This window comes from Halomonas sp. KM007, from assembly GCF_050709225.1.
Classification (GTDB): Bacteria; Pseudomonadota; Gammaproteobacteria; order Pseudomonadales; family Halomonadaceae; genus Vreelandella; species Vreelandella hamiltonii.
Genome location: NZ_CP136131.1, coordinates 1,736,569 through 1,760,237 on the forward strand (window position 1 = coordinate 1,736,569; position 23,669 = coordinate 1,760,237).

A 23,669-nucleotide genomic window follows, 5' to 3' on the forward strand; every position below is an offset into this window, starting at 1 on the left:
TTTCGTTATCATCACGACCAGACCCCTTGGGTGTTATAGGGTCAAGCCTCACGGGCCATTAGTACACGTTAGCTCAACGCCTTGCAGCGCTTCCACACCGTGCCTATCAACCAGCTGGTCTCGCTGGGCCCTTCAGGAGGCTCTAGGCCTCAGGGATGTCTCATCTTGAAGGGGGCTTCCCGCTTAGATGCTTTCAGCGGTTATCCCGTCCGACCATAGCTACCCGGCAATGCCACTGGCGTGACAACCGGAACACCAGAGGGTCGTCCACTCCGGTCCTCTCGTACTAGGAGCAGCTCTTCTCAAACATCCAACGCCCACGGCAGATAGGGACCGAACTGTCTCACGACGTTCTAAACCCAGCTCGCGTACCACTTTAAATGGCGAACAGCCATACCCTTGGGACCGACTTCAGCCCCAGGATGTGATGAGCCGACATCGAGGTGCCAAACACCGCCGTCGATGTGAACTCTTGGGCGGTATCAGCCTGTTATCCCCGGAGTACCTTTTATCCGTTGAGCGATGGCCCTTCCATACAGAACCACCGGATCACTAGAACCTGCTTTCGCACCTGCTCGACGTGTCTGTCTCGCAGTCAAGCACCCTTATGCTCTTGCACTCATTGCACGATGTCCGACCGTGCTGAGGGTACCTTCGTGCTCCTCCGTTACGCTTTGGGAGGAGACCGCCCCAGTCAAACTACCCACCACACACTGTCCTCGATCCGGATCACGGACCTGAGTGAGAACGCCAATGATGCCAGGCTGGTATTTCAAGGTTGGCTCCCCTCGAACTGGCGTCCGAGGTTCAAAGCCTCCCAGCTATCCTACACAGGCAACATCAGCGTCCAGTGTGAAGCTATAGTAAAGGTTCACGGGGTCTTTCCGTCTAGCCGCGGGTACACCGCATCTTCACGGCGATTTCAATTTCACTGAGTCTCGGGTGGAGACAGCGTGGCCATCATTACGCCATTCGTGCAGGTCGGAACTTACCCGACAAGGAATTTCGCTACCTTAGGACCGTTATAGTTACGGCCGCCGTTTACCGGGGCTTCGATCAAGAGCTTCGGACGAATCCTAACACCATCACTTAACCTTCCGGCACCGGGCAGGCGTCACACCCTATACGTCCTCTTGCGAGTTGGCAGAGTGCTGTGTTTTTACTAAACAGTTGCAGCCACCTGGTATCTTCGACCGGTTCGGGCTTGGAGAGCAAGTCTCGTCACCCTACGCCGGCGTGCCTTCTCCCGAAGTTACGGCACCATTTTGCCTAGTTCCTTCACCCGAGTTCTCTCAAGCGCCTTGGGATTCTCACCCTGACCACCTGTGTCGGTTTGGGGTACGGTCGCACATGATCTGAAGCTTAGAGGCTTTTCCTGGAAGCGTGGCATCAATGACTTCGACACCGTAGTGTCTTCGTTTCGTGTCTCGGCCTTGAAGGGTCCCGGATTTACCTGAGACCCAAGCCTACTCACTTTCACCAGGACAACCAACGCCTGGCTCACCTAGCCTTCTCCGTCCCCCCATCGCAATCATGTCCGGTACGGGAATATTGACCCGTTTCCCATCGACTACGCCTTTCGGCCTCGCCTTAGGGGCCGACTCACTCTGCTCCGATTAGCGTCGAACAGAAACCCTTGGTCTTCCGGCGAGGGAGTTTTTCACTCCCTTTATCGTTACTCATGTCAGCATTCGCACTCGTGATACCTCCAGCATGCTTCTCAACACACCTTCATCGGCTTACACGACGCTCCTCTACCGCTCACACATAGTGTGAACCCGTAGCTTCGGTACCTGGTTTAGCCCCGTTACATCTTCCGCGCAGGCCGACTCGACTAGTGAGCTATTACGCTTTCTTTAAAGGATGGCTGCTTCTAAGCCAACCTCCTAGCTGTCTGAGCCTTCCCACATCGTTTCCCACTTAACCAGGATTTGGGGACCTTAGCTGACGGTCTGGGTTGTTTCCCTTTTCACGACGGACGTTAGCACCCGCCGTGTGTCTCCCACGCTGGCACTCACCGGTATTCGGAGTTTGCCTCGGGTTGGTAAGTCGGGATGACCCCCTAGCCGAAACAGTGCTCTACCCCCGGCGGTGATACGTGAGGCGCTACCTAAATAGCTTTCGAGGAGAACCAGCTATCTCCGAGCTTGATTAGCCTTTCACTCCGATCCACAAGTCATCCAAATCTTTTTCAACAGATCCTGGTTCGGGCCTCCAGTTGATGTTACTCAACCTTCACCCTGCTCATGGATAGATCGCTCGGTTTCGGGTCTATATCCAGCGACTGTGTCGCCCAGTTAAGACTCGGTTTCCCTACGGCTCCCCTATACGGTTAACCTCGCCACTGAATATAAGTCGCTGACCCATTATACAAAAGGTACGCAGTCACCCAACAAGTGGGCTCCTACTGCTTGTACGCACACGGTTTCAGGATCTATTTCACTCCCCTCTCCGGGGTTCTTTTCGCCTTTCCCTCACGGTACTGGTTCACTATCGGTCAGCCAGGAGTATTTAGCCTTGGAGGATGGTCCCCCCGTCTTCAGTCAAGGTTTCTCGTGCCCCGACCTACTCGATTTCACGTGATCAGATTTTCGACTACGGGGCTATCACCCGCTATGGCCAGACTTCCCAGTCTGTTCGTCTAATCAGTCACACGCTTAAGGGCTGGTCCCCGTTCGCTCGCCGCTACTAGGGGAATCTCGGTTGATTTCTTTTCCTCAGGGTACTTAGATGTTTCAGTTCCCCTGGTTCGCCTCTTACGCCTATGTATTCAGCGCAAGATACTCATCTTGTGATGAGTGGGTTTCCCCATTCAGAGATGTCCGGGTCACAGGTCGTTTGCCACCTCACCGAACCTTATCGCAGGCTACCACGTCTTTCATCGCCTCTGGCTGCCTAGGCATCCACCGTGTGCGCTTCATTGCTTGACCCTATAACCCGAAGGGGTCTGGGGTTCGCAATGATAACGATTGCCGGATACGCTTGAGACGTATCACAATACAATTTACGTAGAAACGCGTTCAACGCGTTTCTGTCAGCATGATATACATTGTTAAAGAGCGACTGTTCTATGAACAGTGATAAGACAACGCAGTGCGTTCTGGCTTATCAATGGTCACAAAACCAACAAACGGCACGAGAAGCACAGCAGGTATCACCTGGTACGACGCGATATGGTGGAGCCAAGCGGGATCGAACCGCTGACCTCCTGCGTGCAAGGCAGGCGCTCTCCCAGCTGAGCTATGGCCCCATCGTGTTATGCAAGACCAACCTCTTGTTATAAATTCCTCGCAGACACGTCAATGAACCGCACATTGCAGCAAGCTGCAGGGGGCGATGTCGTTGTTTCGGCGTAACAGGAATTTGGTGGGTCTGGGCAGATTTGAACTGCCGACCTCACCCTTATCAGGGGTGCGCTCTAACCAACTGAGCTACAGACCCAAGAGGGGTCGTGCGAAAACCGTTTGCTCTATCATCTGATCAGGTAATTCATTGTGAGCGCTTGCCGCGAGGGGAAGACATCGTTTAAGGAGGTGATCCAGCCGCAGGTTCCCCTACGGCTACCTTGTTACGACTTCACCCCAGTCATGAACCACACCGTGGTGATCGCCCTCTTGCGTTAGGCTAACCACTTCTGGTGCAGTCCACTCCCATGGTGTGACGGGCGGTGTGTACAAGGCCCGGGAACGTATTCACCGTGACATTCTGATTCACGATTACTAGCGATTCCGACTTCACGGAGTCGAGTTGCAGACTCCGATCCGGACTGAGACCGGCTTTAAGGGATTCGCTGACTCTCGCGAGCTCGCAGCCCTTTGTACCGGCCATTGTAGCACGTGTGTAGCCCTACCCGTAAGGGCCATGATGACTTGACGTCGTCCCCACCTTCCTCCGGTTTGTCACCGGCAGTCTCCTTAGAGTTCCCGACATTACTCGCTGGCAAATAAGGACAAGGGTTGCGCTCGTTACGGGACTTAACCCAACATTTCACAACACGAGCTGACGACAGCCATGCAGCACCTGTCTTACAGTTCCCGAAGGCACACCAGAATCTCTTCCGGCTTCTGTAGATGTCAAGGGTAGGTAAGGTTCTTCGCGTTGCATCGAATTAAACCACATGCTCCACCGCTTGTGCGGGCCCCCGTCAATTCATTTGAGTTTTAACCTTGCGGCCGTACTCCCCAGGCGGTCGACTTATCGCGTTAACTTCGCCACAAAGTGCGCTAGGCACCCAACGGCTGGTCGACATCGTTTACGGCGTGGACTACCAGGGTATCTAATCCTGTTTGCTACCCACGCTTTCGCACCTCAGTGTCAGTGTCAGTCCAGAAGGCCGCCTTCGCCACTGGTATTCCTCCCGATCTCTACGCATTTCACCGCTACACCGGGAATTCTACCTTCCTCTCCTGCACTCTAGCCTGACAGTTCCGGATGCCGTTCCCAGGTTGAGCCGGGGCTTTCACAACCGGCTTATCAAGCCACCTACGCGCGCTTTACGCCCAGTAATTCCGATTAACGCTCGCACCCTCCGTATTACCGCGGCTGCTGGCACGGAGTTAGCCGGTGCTTCTTCTGTGAGTGATGTCTTTCCTGATGGGTATTAACCACCAGGCGTTCTTCCTCACTGAAAGTGCTTTACAACCCGAGGGCCTTCTTCACACACGCGGCATGGCTGGATCAGGGTTCCCCCCATTGTCCAATATTCCCCACTGCTGCCTCCCGTAGGAGTTCGGGCCGTGTCTCAGTCCCGATGTGGCTGATCATCCTCTCAGACCAGCTACGGATCGTCGCCTTGGTGAGCCTTTACCTCACCAACCAGCTAATCCGACATAGGCTCATCCGATAGCGGGAGCCGGAGCCCCCTTTCTCCCGTAGGACGTATGCGGTATTAGCCTGGGTTTCCCCAGGTTATCCCCCACTATCGGGCAGATTCCTATGCATTACTCACCCGTCCGCCGCTCGTCAGCGGGTAGCAAGCTACCCCTGTTACCGCTCGACTTGCATGTGTTAGGCCTGCCGCCAGCGTTCAATCTGAGCCATGATCAAACTCTTCAGTTTAAGATCAATGCGATCCTTACTCGCTGCCCGAAGGCAACAAAAGCGGATCAAACTTGGCTCAAGGTTCAAACGAATTCACTGCGATACTCCGAAGAGTATCTTCGTGTTCGCTTGCCTTGATATTGGGTGATGATTCACCCTCATCGGCAAGCGCCCACATGAATTACCTGATCAAATTGTTAAAGAGCGATACTACTGTAATCATTTCGCTGCGACGGGCTCGGTGACCTGAACCGTGTTGCCTCAGCGAGGAAGGCGTATTCTACGCATTCCGTGGTGTTTGTCAAGGGCTGTTTTCAGCGAATGAAGCGAGCGATCAATCCAACCAACAGATGACGCTAACTTCCTGACAAACCGAAGGTTTTTCAACCTTCTTCACCGCTGGCAACGCTTGGCGTCCCCGGCAGCGGATGCGTACTTTACGGATTCGCTGCCGGGTTGGCAAGGGCTTTCGTAAAATAATTTCACAGCCTTGCAGCACTGTATCTATTAGCGTCCTGACGACGCAGGCCGCGCTGTCCACAGCTACTCTTGCGGCAGCATCCGCAGAGCATTCGACACCAGCGACTCAGGCCCGAGATCCGCAATGGTACGCGCCCCGGTCAACGTCATGGCAACGCGCATTTCTTTTTCAAACAGCTCGAGCAGGTGGGTCACGCCAGCCTCTCCCGCTGTCGCCAGCGCATAGATGAATGCCCGACCAATAAGCACTGTATCCGCCCCCATGGCAATCATCCTGACGACATCCAGGCCACTGCGCACCCCAGAGTCTGCCAAAATCGCCAAGTCTCCTTTGACCGCATCCGCGATAGCAGGTAGGGCACGCGCCGAGGACGGCACGCCGTCCAGCTGACGACCACCATGGTTGGATACCACGATACCGTCTGCGCCAAATCTCACCGCATCCCGCGCATCCTCCGCATCAAGAATGCCCTTGATGATCATGGGCCCATCCCACTGCTCTCGAATCCACTCAAGATCCTTCCAGGAGATAGAAGGATCGAAGTTGTCGCCCAGCCAAGCAATGTAATCCTCGAGCTCGGTTGGCTTACCGCGATAGTCGGACACATTTCCCAAGTCATGCGGGCGACCATTGACACCCACGTCCCAGGCCCACAAGGGATGCAACGCCGCTTGCAGAATACGCCGTGTCGGGCCGTGCCTGCCGCTCATGCCGGAATGCGCATCACGATAACGCGCTCCGGGAACTGGCATATCCACGGTAAAGACGAGCGTCTTTACGCCAGCCTCCTTGGCGCGATCCAGCACATGCTTCATGAACCCACGGTCTTTCAGGACGTAGAGCTGAAACCAGATGGGCCGGTCAACCGCTGCCGCCACTTCGGCAATCGGACAAACCGACACAGTCGACAAGGTAAAGGGCACGCCTTTTTTGCTGGCCGCTCGGGCAGCCTGCACTTCACCCCGCCGCGCATACATACCTGCCAGCCCTACCGGCGCCAGCGCCAGCGGCATGGCAAGCTTTTCACCAAACAGCTCGGTTTCCAGAGAAAGCGAGGACATGTCCTTCAGCACCCGCTGACGTAGCGCAACATCACGCAGGTCATCCACATTGCGACGCAGAGTGTGCTCTGCGTACGACCCTCCATCCGCATAATGAAAAAGGAAAGGAGGAAGGCGACGCTTGGCAGCCTGGCGATAGTCCGTGGAGGCAGAAATGATCATGAAGCACCCTATGGAGAAATTGCGCTGTTATTGTTACGTCAACAAAAAAGCCATGCTTACATGCACTTGCGTACCTACGACTCTTTGGCATGCCAGCACTTCAGCCAGAATAAAAATTGGTTTTACCAATTTACAAAAAACAGAAACAACATTAGAGAGGCCTGCCTATCGTGTCAAACATAAAACATTAATCACGGCCTCCACGCCCACCATACTTTAGTTCAAAGAGCCAATTTCCGACGAGATTGATGCACTGCCTACGCTTGAGCAGAACACTTAATTTGCTTACTCTTGGTCTTACCAATTATTGGAGCTACTGTTCATGTCTTACCCGCCGCTCCGCCAGCAGCGCCTTGCCGATGTGATTACCGAACGCCTTGAAGGCATGATTCTGGAAGGAAGCCTGAAACCCGGGCAGCGCTTGCCCCCTGAAAGAGAACTGGCTGAGCGTTTTGGCGTATCCCGCCCCTCCTTGCGAGAAGCCATTCAGAAATTGGCTGCCCGCGGATTACTGAGCAGTCGCCAAGGCGGCGGCACCTTCGTCAACGAGACGCTCAACAGCGGCTATACCGACCCCTTGCTGGAAATGCTTTCCCGCCACAAGGAGTTTCACCTGGATCTGCTGGAGTTTCGCGATGCCATGGAGGGCATATCGGCCTACTATGCTGCACTGCGCTCGACACCCGCCGACAAAGCCGTGCTGATACAGCGCTTCGAGGAGTTGGACGGCGGTTTCGTCGGCGCCGACCCTGCACAGGAAGCCAAGCTGGACGCCGCGTTTCATTTGGCGATTGCCGAAGCAGCGCACAATGTCCTGCTCTTGCACACCATTCGCGGTATCTTCCATCTCCTGGAGCAGAGTATCGTGGATAATCTTGCGCACCTGTTTGCCAAGCCAGACTCCCGCTCACAGTTGATGAAGCAGCACCGAGCACTTCTCGATGCTATCCTGGATGGCCGCGCAGAAGATGCCCGAGCCCGCGCTCATGAACATCTGGTGTATGTGGAAGAGGGGTTACTCGAAATGGCCCGGGCGGAAACCCGCGCTCAGCGCGCATTACGCCGCGCCCAAGGCACGCGCACCTCCGCATGAGCTCATCCGGCACACGCTGGCGGCTTGCCTGGCTGCTGATCCTGCCGGTGGGGCTTGCGCTCTGCATGTGGCAAGCCGCACAGCTGGCTCGAGAGCAAGCGCTTGGCAATTTGCGTGACGACGCTGAAAACGAACTGCGCCTATCGGCAGCCAACTTGACGGGCTACCTGTCCCGTTATGATTACCTGCCCCAAATACTCTCTACCCGAGAAGGCATCCAGCGTTTCCTGGCCGCGCACGAAGGTCAGGACCCCATGCCGCTGAACCTGCTGCTGGACCGCTTTCGCTTTACGGCAGGTGTGTCGGACGTTTACCTGCTGGATCGCGACGCCTACACCATTGCGGCCAGCAACTGGCATCGCCCCAATACTTTCATTGGCCATAACTACGCCTTCCGCAGTTATTACACCGATGCCATTGCCGGTGGGCAGGGGCGTTTTTACGGTCTGGGTACGCAGTCACTGGAGCGGGGATACTACTTTTCTGCCCCCGTATGGCTGGACGATACATCACCCGACGCTACACCGGATGGTGTGCTGGTCATCAAAGTGCTGCTCGATGAGGTCGAAGAGAACTGGGCACAGCAAGATGCGGAGCTGTTTGTCACGGACAGCGACTCGATCATTTTCATGGCCAGCCAACCCGAGCTGCGCATGAATGCGCTTTACCCCCTCAACGAAGCGCAGCGCGAAAGCCTTCGCGCAACGCGTCGCTATGCCATCGAGCCGCTCGACCCCTCCGGCCTCGAGGTAGAGGCCCCCTATGGCCCCGACAGCTACCTTGTCAGCTTTGCCCATGGCCCGCTGCAGGGAGAGCGCTACCTCAGCTTGACGAGACCGCTACCGGAATTTGGCTGGCAGATGCATATTCTCAAGCCATTGAACTCGGTGATCAGCGCCCAGTGGGTGGCCGCCTTGATGGCAGGAGGCCTCTATGGCGTCGTTGCACTGGGCGCGGGCATCGGTTGGCAACGTTTACGGCTACGCCGAGAGCGGGAAGCCTTTGCCGAACGTGAACGACAGACTCTGGCGCGCGCGCGCGATGAGCTGGAAGCCAGCGTGGAGCGTCGAACACGCGATCTGGTGGCCAGCAATCAACGCCTTTCCGATGAAATCGAAGAGCGCCGCCGGGCAGAAGCCAATCTTCAGCAAACCCAGAACGAGTTGATACAAGCCGCCAAGCTGGCCGTGTTGGGCCAGCTGGCAGCAGGCATCAATCATGAGCTCAATCAGCCGCTGGCCGCCATCCGCGCCTATGCTGAAAATGCGCGCCGCTTCATCGAATTGACGCGCATCGAGAAAGCCGATGCCAATCTGGCGCAAATCGTCGAGCTGACCCAGCGCATGGCCGACATCAGTGCTCAGCTACGGCAATTTTCTCGCAAGAGCAGCGAACGGCACGAAACCATCTCTGTTCAGGCCTGCATCGAATACGCCCTCCGGCTGTTTCATAGCCGCCTGCGCGATGGCAATATCCAGGTCACGCCGCAGTGGCCGTCCGAGACTCTATGGGTAGAGGGGGATCTGGTACGCCTGGAACAGGTCATCGTCAACCTGATTGGCAATGCCATTCAGGCAATGAAAGACGCCGCCCAGCCCACACTCACACTGCAGGCCGAGGCCACGCCCCATCACGTGCATATCCATGTCATCGACAATGGCCCCGGCATCGCCGAACAACATGTCTCGCGCATCTTCGAGCCCTTTTTCACCACCAAGGCACCAGGCAGCGGCCTGGGGCTAGGACTTTCCATCTCATCGCGTATCATGGAAGACTTGGGCGGCAAGCTGCAGGCCAGCAACCGAGCCGAGGGAGGCGCGTGCTTCACGATCTCCTTGCCGCGCACGCGTGTGCCGCCCCCCAGCGAGCTGCAGAGAGTAACGGAGAACAATAACCATGCATGAACCGTCGACACTGCCGGTCATGGTGATCGACGACGAGCCACACCTGCGTATCACCGCGAGCCAGACCCTGGAGCTGGCCGGCTACACCCCCTACTGCTTCGAATCCGCAGAGCAAGCGTTGGCAGCGTTGCCAGACGACTTTCCAGGCGTCATCGTCAGTGACATCCGCATGCCCGGCATGGATGGCATGGCCCTGTTGCATGAACTACATCATCGCGATGCCACCCTGCCGATCATTCTGATCACCGGCCATGGCGACATCTCGACGGCGGTAGAAGCGATGCGCGCCGGTGCCTGGGATTTTCTGGAAAAGCCTTTTGCGGGCGATCAACTGCTGGACGTCGTCAGACGCGGCATCGAAAAGCGCCAGCTGAGCCTGGAAAACCTGCGCCTGAAAGCCGAACTCGAAGTCCAGCACGCAGCACTCGGGCCTCGCCTGGTCGGCCGCACGCCAATCATTTCGCGCTTGGCAGCCATGATCCAGCGCATCAGCCAGGTAGAGGCCGATGTCTTGCTGTTTGGCGAAACTGGAACGGGGAAAGATCTGGTGGCTCGTGCGATCCATGAACGCAGCGCCCGCCGCAATAATCCGTTCGTGGCCATCAACTGCGGCGCCGTGCCGGAAAACACCATCGAATCAGAGCTGTTTGGCCACGAGAAAGGCGCTTTCACGGGGGCCGTGGAGCGGCGTATCGGCAAGTTCGAACATGCCAACGGCGGCACGGTGTTTCTGGACGAGATCGAGTCCATGCCCATGGCGCTGCAGGTCAAACTGCTGCGCGTACTGCAGGAACGTAGCGTCGAACGCCTGGGGGCCAACGAAGCCGTGCCGCTCGATATTCGCGTCATTGCCGCCACCAAAGTGGATCTCAAGGTGGCAGCCGACGACGGGCTGTTTCGCGAAGACCTCTACTACCGCCTCAATGTGGTCACTCTGCCCCTGCCCGCCCTGCGCGAACGGCGAGAAGACATCCCGCTCCTTTTTCAACACTTTGCCGTGGTCGCCGCCAACCGTAGCGGGCTGGAAGCGCCGACGCTGGACAGCCCGGCCATTGCCGCCCTGCTGGCCCACGACTGGCCAGGCAACGTGCGTGAGCTGCGCAATTTGGCAGAACGCTACGTTTTGCTGGGTGCGGCTTTCGACTATCGTCTGGACGCCTTGCTGGAGGGCGTCGCCGCAGATACCCATGAACCCTCGCTACCGCGCCAGGTAGAACTGTTCGAAAAGAGCCTCATCAGCCAGTCACTGGCGCGCCACCATGGCCGCGTAACGGAGGTGTGTCGCCACTTGGGCATCCCGCGCAAGACGTTCTACGACAAGCTCAAAAAACACGGTTTGAGTGCTGACGATTATCGCCACAGCAGTGATCCCTGATGCATCAACTCCAGCAGCACTCCCCAGGGCGGCACCCAGGGTATCAGCACCAGCATGGCAATGAGCATCAATAGATTGGAGAGCGGGCGCCGGCTGTCACCCAGCTTGAGCGCCGTACCAAACGAGCGCTTCAGCCGCGCCCCCTCCAGATCGACACTGAACAGCTCATCCAGCCCCAGGTGGATGATAAACCCCACCAGTACCGCGGCCCCGTGCGACCAGGCCAACCAGGCGGGTTGCTCCAGCAGATGAAAGCTGAGCGCCGCCGTCGCCAAGGCGCACAGCCCTGCCGCCATCAGCGAATGCCAGATACCTCGGTGAACGGTCAATCTGGAGAAGAGAATCGCGGCCAGGTAGCGCACTGAGAAATAGATACCACCACAAGCCACCAGCAGCAGTCCAGGCGTCAACCAGGGCTGCAACATCAATACCCCCATCACCAGGGTAGGCACCGACAACAGGTTGAAAATCAGACGGATAGAGCGAGAGCGGTCTGCGTCTATGTCGGGCAGGATGCCGCCGAAGGCCACCAGCGCAATGATCAGCAAGGATTGCGACGCGGGCCACCACTGCGCCTGCCAGCCCATATAGGCCATGAGCGTACCGCCTGCGGCGGCCACCGTGATGTGCGTGCGAAAGTTGGCCATGTCGTGGCACTCTGAAAAACTGGATAAATTACCAGATTATCGAAGACTACAACACGGCCTGATATAAAAAAAGCTGCCGTTTACCAAAGGTTTAGGCTAGCCACCTTGCTGTGCCAGAAACTCGTCCTTCAATTTGACGTAGTTGCCTGCCGTATAGGGGAAAAAGGCCCGCTCCTGCTCTTTCAAAGGCCGCAGTGGCTTGGCAGGATTGCCCGCATATACATGGCCACTTTCCAGCCGTTTGCCAGGTGTCACCACCGCTCCCGCCGCAATGATCACCTCGTCTTCCACCACCGCGCCATCCATGACGATGGCGCCCATGCCCACCAGAATACGGTTGCCCAACGTACAGCCGTGAAGAATGGCCTTGTGACCGATGGTGACATCGTCACCGATCGTCAAAGGAAAGCCCTCCGGATTGAAATCGCTGGCGTGGGTGATATGCAGCACGCTGCCGTCCTGCACGCTGGTGCGCGCCCCAATGGTAATCCGGTGCATATCGCCACGGATCACGCTCATGGGCCACACCGAGCAGTCGTCGCCCAAGGTGACGTTACCTATCACGACACTGGCCGGATCGATATAGACACGCTCGCCCAGCGTAGGGGAGTGTGCGTGAAACGCGCGTAAGGCATTGCTCATGAAGACTCTCCTATCAGCCACATAAGAACCACTATAGCAATCCACCCAGCAGAACGATGAACGTCAACGGAATGGAAACCCAGCGCACCAGACGCTGCCACACTAGAAAGCCTCGCTCCCCTACGCCCAAGGTGTGCATCACCTGAGCTTGTGGCATCACCCAGGCCGCAAAGATGGCAATCAGCAATCCTCCCATGGGCAGGAAGATATCGGGGGGAATACTGCTGACCAGCTCGAACACATTGCGCCCAAACAGCGGCCGGAACTCCGCCAGGTGAGAAAAAGAGAACGCCGACAGCAGCCCCAACAGCCAGACACTGATCGCCACGACGGCCGTGGAAACGCTGCGCCGCCAGCCAAGGCCCTGCAACGTGGCTACCATCGGCTCCGCCAGATTGATGGCTGACGTCCATGTTGCCAACAGCAGCAGCAAAAAGAACACGCTCAGCCACAGGGAGCCCCAAGGCAACTCGGAGAAGGCAATGGGCAGGGTCACGAACATCAGTCCCGGCCCGTCCGCTGGGTCCATCCCCTGGGCAAACACTACTGAAAAGATCGCGATACCCGCCAGCAGCGCCACGCTGATGTCCAGCACGGCCACCGCACAAGCGGCTTTCGGCAGGCTCTGCTCATCCGGCATATAGGCCCCGTAGGCCATCAACGCACACGCCCCTACGGCCAGGGTGAAAAAAGCGTGTCCCATGGCATGCAGCACCACCGATGCGGTGACGTTTTCGAAAGACGGCATGAACAGCCAGTGCAGCGCCGCCCCAAAACCACTGGTGGTCATGGCATAAATGGCTAACAGCAGGAGCAGGCCATAGAGCACCGGCATCAAGAGATTATTGAGCCGCTCCAGGCCTTTCGCGACGCCAGCCGCTACCACCGTCATGGTCATGAATAGGAACAGTGAATGGTTGAAAATCAGCAAGCCGGGGTTGGCCAGAAAGGCGTCAAAGCCAGCGCCGATCTCGGCGGCACTGGCCCCGTCAAAGCTGCCATTGATGGAGGCCACCAGAAACTCGATCGACCAGCCAGACACCACGGAATAAAACGACAGAATGCAAAACACCGTCAGCGCACCGAACAGCCCCAGCCAGCGCCAGTGGGGCGAGGCACCCGCCTGTGTGGCCAGTACGCCCAGTGACTGCATGGGGCCTCGACGGCCAGCGCGGCCAATGAGTATTTCCGCCATCATCACGGGCAGTCCCAGCAACAGGACAAACGCCACGTAAATCAGCAAGAAGGCCGCCCCGCCGTTTTCCCCCGCCACATAGGGAAAACGCCAAATATTGCCAAGCCCTACCGCAGCACCGGTCACCGCGAGAATAAAGGCACGCTTCGACCCCCAACGCTCCAGCGTTTCACTCATCTTCTGCTCCTGCCTTGGTGGCACTCGATTCGACGTATCAAAAGGCGGCAAGACTAGCAGGCGCATGCCTCCAGGCCAATGCCGCCATTGAAACTGACCTTGGCTGCCCGCACTGTGTCATTATCCACGGACGCTTTACGCGCCCGCATGAACCAACCTGCCGCCATGAGGTGCCTATGTCCCGTAACCCGTTGCTAGAGAGCCATGAGCTCCCCCCTTTCGCCGACATTCGTGCCGAACACGTGGTGCCCGCGGTAGACCAACTGCTCAATGAGGGTCGCGACGCCATCGAGCGCCTTGCCCAACAAGCCGCTCATCAACCGCCTACCTGGGACAACTTTGCCGCGCCCATGGAAGCCGTGAACGACCGCCTGTCTCAGGCCTGGTCACCGGTGTTGCACCTCAACAGCACCATGAACAGCCCGGAACTGCGTGACGCCTATCAGGCCTGTTTGGAGAAGCTGTCGGCCTTTGGCACCTGGGTAGGCCAACATGAAGGGCTCTTCAAGGGCTGGCAGGCGCTCAAGGAAGGTCCTGCCTGGCACGACCTGAGCACCGCCCAACGGCGCACCGTTGATAATGCGCTGCGCGACTTCCGCTTGGCGGGCGTGGACCTGCCAGCCGACAAGAAGGCGCGTTACGGCGACATTCAAGCGCGTCTCTCCACGCTGTCCAATCAGTTTTCCAACCATGTGCTGGATGCCACACAGGCATGGCACAAGGACATCACTGACCCTGCGCTGCTGGCAGGCGTGCCGGAAAGTGCTCTGGAAACGCTGAAAGCACTGGCAGAGGCCAAAGGCGCAGAGGGTTACCGCATTACGCTCGACTTCCCCAGCTTCTTTCCGATCGTCAGCTATGCCGACAACCGTGAACTGCGCGAGGAAGTGTATACCGCCTTTGTGACGCGCGCCTCAAACCAGGGCCCTAAAGCAGGCCAGTTTGATAACGCCCCGATTCTGGAAGAGACGCTGGCCCTGCGCCAAGAGCTGGCCCGCCTGCTCGGCTTCGATACTTACGCCGACTACTCGCTGGTCACCAAGATGGCCGACTCCCCTGCCCAGGTACTCGACTTTCTCGAAGACCTGGCCCAGCGTGCCAAGCCGCAAGCCCAGCAGGAGTTTGCCGAGCTCAGCGCCTATGCCCGTGATGAGCTCGGGCTCGACACGCTGCAGCCATGGGATGTCGCCTATGCCAGTGAAAAGCTGCGCGTGGCTCGCCATGACCTCTCCCAGGAGCAGCTACGCCCCTACTTTCCCGCCCCCCACGTGGTCAACGGGTTGTTTCAAGTCATCGAGCGCCTCTACAACGTGCAGGTAGCGGAAGATGCCAGCGTGGCCAGCTATCATGACGATGTGCGGTTTTTCAGAATTACCGAGCAAGGCAAGCCGATTGCGGGGTTCTACCTCGACCTTTACGCCCGGGAGGGCAAACGCGGAGGCGCCTGGATGGCGGACTGCCGAGTACGCCGCCAGACAGAACACGGCCTGCAACTGCCGGTCGCCTTCCTGACCTGTAATTTCACCGCCCCGGTGGGCGGCAAACCCGCCTTGCTGACCCACGACGAAGTCACGACGCTGTTCCACGAGTTCGGCCACGGCTTGCACCACATGCTGACCAAGCAGGACATCGCCGATGTTTCTGGCATCAACGGCGTGGCCTGGGACGCGGTCGAACTGCCCAGCCAGTTCATGGAGAACTACTGTTGGGAGCGGGAAGGTCTCGACCTGCTAGCCAAGCATGTCGAAACCGGCGAACCGCTGCCGGACGTTCTGTTCGAGCGCCTGCAAGCGGCGAAAAACTTCCAGTCCGCCATGGGCATGGTTCGTCAGATCGAGTTTTCTCTGTTCGACCTACGCCTCCATCACGAGCTGGAAGCGCCTTCGGCCAGCGATGTTCAGACGCTGCTCGACGACGTGCGTCGCCAAACCTCTGTCGTTCCCGTAGTCGACTTCAACCGCTTCCAAAATAGTTTCAGCCACATCTTTGCAGGCGGCTACGCAGCGGGCTACTACAGCTATAAATGGGCAGAAGTGCTCTCTGCCGATGCCTGGAGCGCCTTTGAAGAAGCCGGGATTTTTGACCCAGACACTGGCCAGCGCTTCCGCGAAGAGATTCTGGAGCAAGGCGGTGCGCGGGATGCCGCCGAGCTATTCCGCGCCTTCCGAGGCCGCGAACCTAGCGTCGAACCGCTGCTGCGCCATAGCGGTATTCGCGCCGCCTAAGCTGGCTATTTTTATCCGGTGCGGCGGCGTTGCCGCCGCACGTTGGGAGTGTATGTATGTCGAGTATTAAGCGTTTTATTGCAGGCGTGACCTGCCCCCGCTGTGCCGCCATGGACCGCATTCGTGCGTGGGAGCAGCACGGCATCCGCTACCGTGAATGCGTGAGCTGTGATTTCTTCGAACAGCTGCCCATTGAAGACGAAGCGGCCCCCGAGCTCACTACACGAGTGAATCAGGTGCGTGATGAGCAAAAAATCCAGGATGTGCAGCCGGTTCGCATTCTTGACGCAGGTAAAAACAAATAACGCCCCTCTCTAGCGGTGCAGCGGCTGCATCGCTAGCCCCCTTGAAAGTGTGCGGAAAACCGCACACAAACCTATCTAGAGAGTGCGAAAAGCCAGACACTTAATGGCTTTTTCTTTTCAACCAAAGTTGAAGAGAAAATTCTTAATGCATTGATTTCTATATTAAATCGTATATGTGGCACAAGTATCGCTCTATATAAGCTGCTTAATGATAAAGCACTGGCGGTGTCCCACACGCGCCAGACGATAATCCCAATAACAGCTTAGGAAAACTCGCCATGCGCAATACGATGCCCAAAACGATTGCCCTGCTCGCTGGTGGCGCGCTACTCGCCGCTGGTACTGCCCACGCGGACCGTTCCGAGTGGCCAACCAACTTCACGGTGGGTACGGCCAGTCAAGGCGGCACCTACTTCGTTTACGGCTCTGGCTGGGCAAACTTCATCGCCGATGAGCTCGGTGTTTCAGGCGGCGGCGAAGTGACTGGTGGCCCTACCCAAAACCTGGCGCTAGTACATAGTGGCGATATGGCGTTCGGCCTAACCACCATGGGACCGGCTTCCGATGCCATGAAAGGCGAAAGCCCGCTGGCACCTGGCCTAGTCATGGACAACGTTTGCGCGCTGTTCCCGATGTATGAAACCCCGTTCTCTATCGCTGCGCTCTCTAGCTCCGGTATTGAATCTATTTCCGACATCCCCGACGGTGCGCGCATCGGTTTCGGCCCGGCGGCGTCTACCTCTGACACCTACTTCCCGGCCATGTTGGAAACCCTGGGCGTAAACTTCGACCGCCGTAATGGCGGTTGGTCTGACCTGGGCGGCCAGCTTCAGGACGGCCTGCTGGACGTTGTCGCCTTCGCTGCGGGCATCCCGATTCCGGCAGTTAGCCAGCTGGAAGTCCAAACCGACGTGAACATTATTGAGTTTACCGAAGAAGAGCTGGCGACTGTGCTAGACGCCTTCCCGGTCGCTGAGTTCACCATCCCGGCTAGCACTTACACCACGCTGGAAGAGGATGCTCGCGCCGTTTCCATGTGGAACTTCGCGATTGCTGGCTGTGACCTGCCGGAAGACTTCATCTATGAAGTCACGAAAGCCACGATGGAAAACAATGATCGTATGCGCGACGTACACCGCAGTGCTGAAACCAGCATTCCGGAAAACATCGTGCACAACACGGTACTGCCTTTCCACCCAGGTGCAGCACGCTGGTACGAAGAGAACGGTTACGATATCTCTGACGACATGATCAAGTAAGCTCCACGCACCATCGCGCTGCCCCGCTGCCGATCCTGTCGGGCGGGGCAGCGTTTGCTCTTGCCCCCTTTCTTTGCTTTTGCTGTGAGGGTGACCTCTGATGAGTCACAATACCGACCAAGACCCCAACGGCCTCAAGGATGACGCCTTAGCTGCTTCATCAACGCCAGAATCGATTGCTGATGGCGTCGATGAAGAAGTTGTTGAGCCCAACCGCCGCCTGTTCGTTGGCTGGCAGTTCCTATTATTTGCAGCACTGGCGATTGCCTATTCAGGTTTCCACCTGTTTTCACTCAACGTGTACCCCATGGAAACCTGGTCGTTCCGTATCGTACACATCGCCGGTGCATTAATTTTGGGTTACGGGCTGTTTGCCGGTGCCCGCTTTGCTGAAGATGACCAGCAGGCCTCCCCTGCTTGGCTAAAATGGGTGAGCTATGCGCTGCTGGTTCCTGCAGTTTACTCGCTGGTGCAAGTATTCTTGATGCAGCAGGCCATCAACGGCGGTGCCATGCGCATCGACCCGGCCGTGGAGACGCTGCACTTTGGCTACCCACTGATGGCCACCACAGCAGGCGCGATTGTGCTCTCCTGGTTCTATCGCCAAGCCCGCCACCGTTTTAATCCTGCCGACTTAGTGCTCATGGTATGTGCACTGGCCAGCGCCGGCTACCTGCTGATGGCGTTTAACACCAACATGCGGATGTCCACCGGCACCTCGTTTGCGCCTCCTGGTATCTCTTGGGCCGCCATCGCGGGCTCGCTGCTGATTCTCGAACTGACTCGCCGTGTGGCAGGTTTGGCGCTGGTCGTCATTTCAGCCGTGTTTCTGACCTACGTCTTTGCAGGCCCCTATTTACCCGGCTTCCTGGGCTACCCTGGTCTATCGGTCCAGCGCTTCTTTAGCCAGGTCTATACCGATGCGGGTATCCTTGGCCCAACAACAGCGGTCTCCTCTACCTATATTATTCTATTCATCATTTTTGCCGCGTTCTTGCAGGCGTCTAAAGTGGGCGACTACTTCGTCAACTTCGCCTTTGCCGCGGCAGGTCGTGCTCGCGGCGGCCCCGCTAAGGTGTCTATCTTTGCTTCTGGCTTAATGGGAATGATCAACGGGACCTCCGCAGGCAACGTGGTATCGACAGGCTCACTCACTATTCCTCTGATGAAGAAAGTGGGCTACCCGGCACGTAGCGCCGGTGCCATTGAAGCAGCCGCTTCTACCGGTGGACAGATTATGCCGCCCATCATGGGGGCAGGTGCCTTCATCATGGCAGAGGTCACCGGCATTCCTTATACCGAAATTGCCGTTGCAGCCTTGATTCCTGCCATTCTGTACTTCGCCTCTATCTACTTCATGGTGGATTTTGAAGCCGCGCGTAAAGGCATGCGGGGAATGCGTAAGGATGAGATTCCGCTATTTTCGAAGCTGGTGAAACAGGTCTACCTGTTTGCGCCGATTATTATTCTGATTGCCGCCCTCTTCATGGGCTACTCAGTGATTCGTGCCGGTACCCTGGCCACCGCATCAGCGGCGGTCGTTAGCTGGATTTCACCCAATAAAATGGGCATTCGCGCCATTTTAAGGGCCCTTCAGCTAGCAGGTACGATGTCCATCCAGATCATCGCCGTGTGTGCCTGCGCGGGCCTGATTGTGGGCGTTATCTCGCTCACCGGCGTTGGCGCGCGCTTCTCATCGTTGCTGCTTGGCCTTGCAGGCGTTAGCCAGCTACTGGCGCTAGTGTTTGCCATGCTGATCAGCATCTTGCTGGGAATGGGTATGCCTACCACTGCGGCGTACGCCGTGGCGGCTTCGGTCGTGGCACCGGGCTTGATCAACATTGGTATCGAACCACTCGTCGCCCACTTCTTCGTATTTTACTTCGCCGTGGTATCAGCCATTACCCCGCCCGTGGCGCTTGCGTCTTATGCAGCCGCCGGTATTTCTGGGGATAATCCCATGGGCACATCGGTGGCGTCGTTCAAGATTGGCTTGGCGGCCTTTATCGTTCCGTTCATGTTCTTCTACAGCCCGGCGATGCTGATGGAAGGCTCCGCCATGCAGATACTGCGCGTAGGCCTCACCGCCACGCTAGGCATTGTGTTGCTCTCGGGCATGGTTCAGAAGTGGTTCTTCGGTCCGGTGAACTTACCCCAGCGCTTAGTGATGCTGGTCGGTGCCATGTTCTTGATCTACGGCGGCATCTACACCGACATCGCGGGCTTAGCGATTGGTACGGTGCTGTTTATCATGCAGCGCAAGCAGCATGGTGGCAAAGGCAAGGCAACGGCAAGCGCTGCGTAAACCGTTACGTTACTAGAGCCAAGCTATGCACTAGCCGGAACCGAGAGGTTCCGGCTTTTTTTCGTACCTTTAGAACTACCATAAAAAAACCGGCCTGCATCAAAGATGCAGGCCGGTATCATCATCAGGCGACAGCGTTAGCTCAGATTATCCAACACCTTCAACACTGGGGCCGCCTGATTCAGTGTGTAGAAGTGCAGGCCTGGCGCGCCGCCGTCCAGCAGGCGTTCACACAGGCGAGTCACTACATCGGTACCAAAGGCGGCAATGGCGTCGCTGTCATCGCCGTAAGCCTCTAACTGCTTGCGAATCCAGCGGGGGATTTCGGCACCGCAGGCATCGGAAAAGCGCGCCAGCTTGGTGTAGTTGGTGATGGGCATGATGCCGGGAATGATCGGCTGCTCGACACCCAGCGCCCGCGCTTTGTCCACGAAGTGGAAGTAGGCGTCGGCGGTGAAGAAGTACTGGGTAATCGCCATATTGGCGCCCGCGTTCATCTTGCGGGCAAAGTTTTCCACATCCTTGTCGAGGCTGGGAGCCTGTGGATGAGATTCTGGGTAGGCCGCCACGGCGATATCGAAGTGATCACCGGTTTCGGCACGGATGAACTCGACCAGCTCGTTGGCGTAGCGCAGCTCGCCGATACTGCCCATGCCAGACGGCATATCGCCACGTAGCGCCACCAGGCTATCCACGCCTTCCGCCTGATATTGAGCCAGCAGGTCACGTAGCTGGGCTTTCTCACTGCCGATACAGGAAAGGTGCGGGGCGGTGGTAATACCGCTTTCACTCACAGTACGCACGATATCGCGGGTACGCGCCTGCGTGGACCCGCCAGCCCCGTAGGTCACCGAGAAGAAGCGAGGGTTACATGCGGCCAGCTCATCGCGCACGTGAATCAGCTTCTCCCGGCCGGCATCGGTATTGGGCGGAAAAAACTCGAAGCTGATACCTAACGGATGTTCCTGGCTGCTCATGGTGTATCCTCGCAGTACAACAAAGTGATCATTATGTGAGGTATTCTCGCTGCTTACCCGCGTGGCGGCTAATGAAAGATTTCACGCACGATCTTCAATTCGGCTCATGTTGTTCGGCAGACAAAATTCAAGGAGGAGAAATGGATTTAGCACCCGCTACGTTGATGGGGCCACTATTGATGCTGCTGGGCTATGTCGGGTTAGGGTTCCTTGCGGCCCAGCGGCTCAAGATCGACCCCCGCCCGATTGCCACGCTGCTGGTCTATCTCATTGCTCCCCTGACGATTTTCCGCGCGCTGATGAACGGCGGCCCCACGGCAGCCTATCTGACCCTGTCGCTGGCCATGTTTCTGCTGGTCAGCGCCATGGCGCTGCTGGTACATCGCTTGACCCGCCATCGCTTCGGCCCCCTGGAGGGTGCTCTGCTGGCCTTTTCCTCCGGCACCGGCAACACCGGCTATTTCGGCCTGCCCGTGGCGCTGATCTTGCTGCCGCCGGAGGGCGTCACGCTGTACCTGTTCTGCATGCTGGGGATCAACCTGTATGAATTTACCGTGGGCTTTTACCTGAGCGCGCGAGGGCACTTTTCGGTGCGCCAGAGTCTGATCAAGATTGCCCGTCTGCCGCTGGTCTATGCCTTCCTGCTGGCCCTGCTGCTCAGCTCGCTGGGTGTAGTGCTCCCCGAGCCCATGATGAACTCGCTGGCCGTCTTTCCCGCCACGTACACCCTGCTGGGCATGATGATCATTGGCATGACGCTCAGCCAGGTGACGCTGGCCGCCTGGGATACGCGCTTCGTGGCAGCCTGCGTGGGGCTGCGCTACGTGCTGTGGCCACTGGTCATGGTCGGTGCCGTGCTGGTGCTGCAACAGCTGACGCCGCTGGCACCGGAGCTGGCCATGGCGCTGCTGTTGCTGGGGGTGGTACCGATGGCCTCCAATGTGGTGGTCGTGGCCATGGAGCTGGGCATTCAGCCCCAAAAAGGCGCCCTGGCCGTGCTGACCACGACGCTATTGGCGCCACTGCTGATCCCGTTCTACCTGGGGATGATGCTCTACCTGACCGGGCTGGCCTAGAAGCCCTCCACACCCGCCTGCTGAAGCTGACGTGCCATCCGCTGGATCTCGGGATGGCCAAAGAACGCCACCAGCGCTTCGGCTCGGACGGGGCCCACCCCAGGCTGGGCCTGCCACTCGGCGCGGGAGAGCCCTTCCAGCGTTGCCCACTCCCCCAGCTCGGCGCTGCCGCCCGACGGTACGCCCAGCGCACGTAACCAGGCGGCATAGGGCGCCTGACGTGCCGCCGCAAACTGTGCCGCCAGCGAGGCGGCCGTGGCGGGGCCAATACCATGGGCCTGTTGCAGCTGCGCCTCCGACAGCGCCAGCCAGCCCAGCAGCTCCGTCACGACCCCGGCACGCATCAAGGCCTGCCAGGTGCCTTCGCCGATGCCACGCATACCTAGCTGATTCCCCAGATAGGTCAGGCGTGCCAATAGCTGGGCATCACAGTCTGGGGTCAGCGTCAGGCAACTCAGCAGGTCATAACGCGCTGGCGATGGCACACTGAGCGGCGCCCGCTCAGCACTCTGCCAGACTACGCTGGTGACTTGAGGAATCGTCAGCCCTGCCAGCGTCACGGCGACATGGTCTCCTGGGCGAACATCCCAGGCCTGCCACTGCTCCAGCGACCCTAGCGATACACGACGAATGCTGCGCCCTTCCAGGCTCACGGGATACAGCCATAACACGGGCGTCACTCGCCCAGTGCGCCCCACCCGAAACTCGATACCACGCACTTGGGCCAGCGCTTGCTGCGCGGGGTATTTCCAGGCGATGGCCCACTCCGGAGGCGACGCCGACCAGTGACGAATGCCAGGGCGTTCGGCCTGCTTGAGCACCACGCCATCGGTAGCGAAGGGCAGCGGCTCGTTGAACCACCGCTCGCGCCATTCGGCCGCTTGCTGATGGCCCGCAACCGGGTGCGTGTACTCGACCGTATCGAACCCCAGTGCCGTCAGTCGCGCCAGCCGCTCCGTCATCTCGGTAGGCCCATCGGGCCAATCCCACACGAACAAGCCTACGCGGGAAAGCGTCGCCTCACTGGGTGCCTGCTGCGCCATGGCCCCGGCCACCGCACCGCGCGCGCCAATCTCGGGAGCTTGCGACTGGATATGCCGATCAAGCTGCCAATAGAGCTCGCCCTGGAACACCGCTGATAGCGGCTCGGGCAGCGAAGCAGGCACATCGGGCAGTTGTCGAACGCGCTCGGTCCAGTCCTGGCCGCGCTCCCCATCGCCGCGGCTGACCGCTTCGACCAATTCCCCTTGCCGATAGCGCAAAGTCACCGCCACGCCGTCCACCTTGGGCTGGATCCATAGCCCCTGGCGACGGCTGGTAAAACGCCGCACTCCGGCCTCGTCGGCCTTGTGGAGCCCGGTTTGTGGAGCCGCGTGAGTCACCGTGCCATCGCTACGGGTGGATCGGGTCAGGGGACGGTGGGGCGTGGTATCGTCCAGACAGGTTTGCCAATGCGTCAGCCTCGCCAGCGCCTGATCGTAAAGCTCATCGGCAATCAGCGACTCACCCGCGTCATGGTAGGCACGGTCCCACAGCGCGATATGCTCGGCCAGCGTCTGGCGCTCTTGAACAAGGCGCTCCTGTGGCCATGCTGGGCACTCCTCGGCCTGCGCTGTCAGCGCCAGAGCGCACAGGCCACTCAGCCACCCTGCTCTGAATATCCACCGCCACCCCATCGCCGCCCCCCTGATGATCAGCAAAGCCATCGGTGCCTGCACCACCGCGCTAGCTTTAACTTAACTCAA

Annotated in this window: 14 protein-coding genes, 2 tRNA genes and 2 rRNA genes; 8 read left to right on the forward strand and 10 right to left on the reverse strand. The window is 58.3% G+C overall.

Annotation, left to right across the window (positions count from 1 at the left end; all coding sequences use genetic code 11):
• Positions 1-37 precede the first annotated feature (37 nt).
• The 5 genes from RVM27_RS08150 to lldD form a co-directional block, all read right to left on the reverse strand.
• Positions 38-2,930, reverse strand: a 23S ribosomal RNA gene (locus RVM27_RS08150).
• Between the two features lie 244 nt (positions 2,931-3,174).
• Positions 3,175-3,250: transfer RNA gene (locus RVM27_RS08155), tRNA-Ala, on the reverse strand.
• A gap of 114 nt (positions 3,251-3,364) precedes the next feature.
• Positions 3,365-3,441 (reverse strand) — tRNA-Ile (locus RVM27_RS08160).
• A gap of 85 nt (positions 3,442-3,526) precedes the next feature.
• Positions 3,527-5,058: ribosomal RNA gene (locus RVM27_RS08165) — 16S ribosomal RNA — on the reverse strand.
• Together the 16S and 23S rRNA genes with 2 tRNA genes alongside form the textbook arrangement of a ribosomal RNA operon.
• A 525-nt stretch (positions 5,059-5,583) precedes the next feature.
• Positions 5,584-6,744, reverse strand: coding sequence for an FMN-dependent L-lactate dehydrogenase LldD (gene lldD / locus RVM27_RS08170; RefSeq protein WP_287806685.1), 1,161 nt, complete (start codon positions 6,742-6,744; stop codon positions 5,584-5,586).
• A gap of 322 nt (positions 6,745-7,066) precedes the next feature.
• On the opposite strand from lldD, the gene RVM27_RS08175 reads away from it, so the two are divergent.
• The 3 genes from RVM27_RS08175 to RVM27_RS08185 are packed head-to-tail and all read left to right on the forward strand — an operon-like array spanning position 7,067 to position 11,116.
• A complete protein-coding gene (locus RVM27_RS08175) occupies positions 7,067-7,837 on the forward strand; it encodes a GntR family transcriptional regulator (RefSeq protein ID WP_039183605.1) in 771 nt (256 codons plus the stop codon).
• On the forward strand, positions 7,834-9,741 hold the full coding sequence (locus RVM27_RS08180; protein WP_498939708.1) for a sensor histidine kinase: 1,908 nt from the start codon (positions 7,834-7,836) through the stop codon (positions 9,739-9,741). The genes RVM27_RS08175 and RVM27_RS08180 overlap by 4 nt, the downstream gene beginning before the upstream one ends.
• Positions 9,734-11,116: a sigma-54-dependent transcriptional regulator gene (locus RVM27_RS08185; protein ID WP_287806680.1), complete on the forward strand. Its 1,383-nt coding sequence runs from the start codon at positions 9,734-9,736 to the stop codon at positions 11,114-11,116. The genes RVM27_RS08180 and RVM27_RS08185 overlap by 8 nt, the downstream gene beginning before the upstream one ends.
• On the opposite strand, the gene RVM27_RS08190 is transcribed toward RVM27_RS08185, so the two are convergent.
• From RVM27_RS08190 to RVM27_RS08200, 3 genes are all read right to left on the reverse strand, one after another.
• The gene (locus RVM27_RS08190; RefSeq protein WP_498957711.1) at positions 11,092-11,763 is read right to left on the reverse strand and encodes a metal-dependent hydrolase; all 672 of its coding nucleotides are present in this window, start codon (positions 11,761-11,763) and stop codon (positions 11,092-11,094) included. The two genes, RVM27_RS08185 and RVM27_RS08190, sit on opposite strands and share 25 nt — an antisense overlap.
• A 96-nt stretch (positions 11,764-11,859) precedes the next feature.
• Positions 11,860-12,405, reverse strand: coding sequence for a gamma carbonic anhydrase family protein (locus tag RVM27_RS08195; RefSeq protein ID WP_193462197.1), 546 nt, complete (start codon positions 12,403-12,405; stop codon positions 11,860-11,862).
• A 31-nt stretch (positions 12,406-12,436) separates the two neighbouring features.
• Positions 12,437-13,777, reverse strand: coding sequence for a sodium-dependent transporter (locus tag RVM27_RS08200; RefSeq protein WP_498957712.1), 1,341 nt, complete (start codon positions 13,775-13,777; stop codon positions 12,437-12,439).
• A 176-nt stretch (positions 13,778-13,953) separates the two neighbouring features.
• Here RVM27_RS08200 and prlC point away from each other — a divergent pair, with 176 nt between their 5' ends.
• The 4 genes from prlC (at position 13,954) to RVM27_RS08220 (ending at position 19,871) form a co-directional block, all read left to right on the forward strand.
• Positions 13,954-16,002: a M3 family metallopeptidase gene (gene prlC, locus RVM27_RS08205; RefSeq protein WP_498957713.1), complete on the forward strand. Its 2,049-nt coding sequence runs from the start codon at positions 13,954-13,956 to the stop codon at positions 16,000-16,002.
• A 56-nt stretch (positions 16,003-16,058) separates the two neighbouring features.
• Complete coding sequence (locus RVM27_RS08210) at positions 16,059-16,307, forward strand: YheV family putative zinc ribbon protein (protein WP_287806670.1); 249 nt, start codon at positions 16,059-16,061, stop codon at positions 16,305-16,307.
• Positions 16,308-16,585: 278 nt separating this feature from the next.
• Positions 16,586-17,566, forward strand: coding sequence for a TAXI family TRAP transporter solute-binding subunit (locus RVM27_RS08215; protein WP_287806667.1), 981 nt, complete (start codon positions 16,586-16,588; stop codon positions 17,564-17,566).
• Between the two features lie 100 nt (positions 17,567-17,666).
• Positions 17,667-19,871: a TRAP transporter permease gene (locus RVM27_RS08220; RefSeq protein ID WP_287806664.1), complete on the forward strand. Its 2,205-nt coding sequence runs from the start codon at positions 17,667-17,669 to the stop codon at positions 19,869-19,871.
• A 137-nt stretch (positions 19,872-20,008) separates the two neighbouring features.
• Here the strand turns inward: RVM27_RS08220 and metF are convergent, their stop codons facing one another.
• Positions 20,009-20,848 carry a methylenetetrahydrofolate reductase [NAD(P)H] gene (gene metF / locus RVM27_RS08225; protein ID WP_287806661.1) on the reverse strand — a complete coding sequence of 280 codons (840 nt, stop codon included), beginning with the start codon at positions 20,846-20,848 and terminating at the stop codon, positions 20,009-20,011.
• 140 nt (positions 20,849-20,988) lie between these two features.
• Here metF and RVM27_RS08230 point away from each other — a divergent pair, with 140 nt between their 5' ends.
• Positions 20,989-21,924, forward strand: a complete 936-nt coding sequence (locus RVM27_RS08230; RefSeq protein ID WP_498957714.1) for an AEC family transporter — start codon at positions 20,989-20,991, stop codon at positions 21,922-21,924.
• On the opposite strand, the gene ligB is transcribed toward RVM27_RS08230, so the two are convergent.
• Positions 21,921-23,600: an NAD-dependent DNA ligase LigB gene (gene ligB / locus RVM27_RS08235; protein ID WP_498957757.1), complete on the reverse strand. Its 1,680-nt coding sequence runs from the start codon at positions 23,598-23,600 to the stop codon at positions 21,921-21,923. The genes RVM27_RS08230 and ligB overlap by 4 nt on opposite strands.
• Positions 23,601-23,669 lie beyond the last annotated feature (69 nt).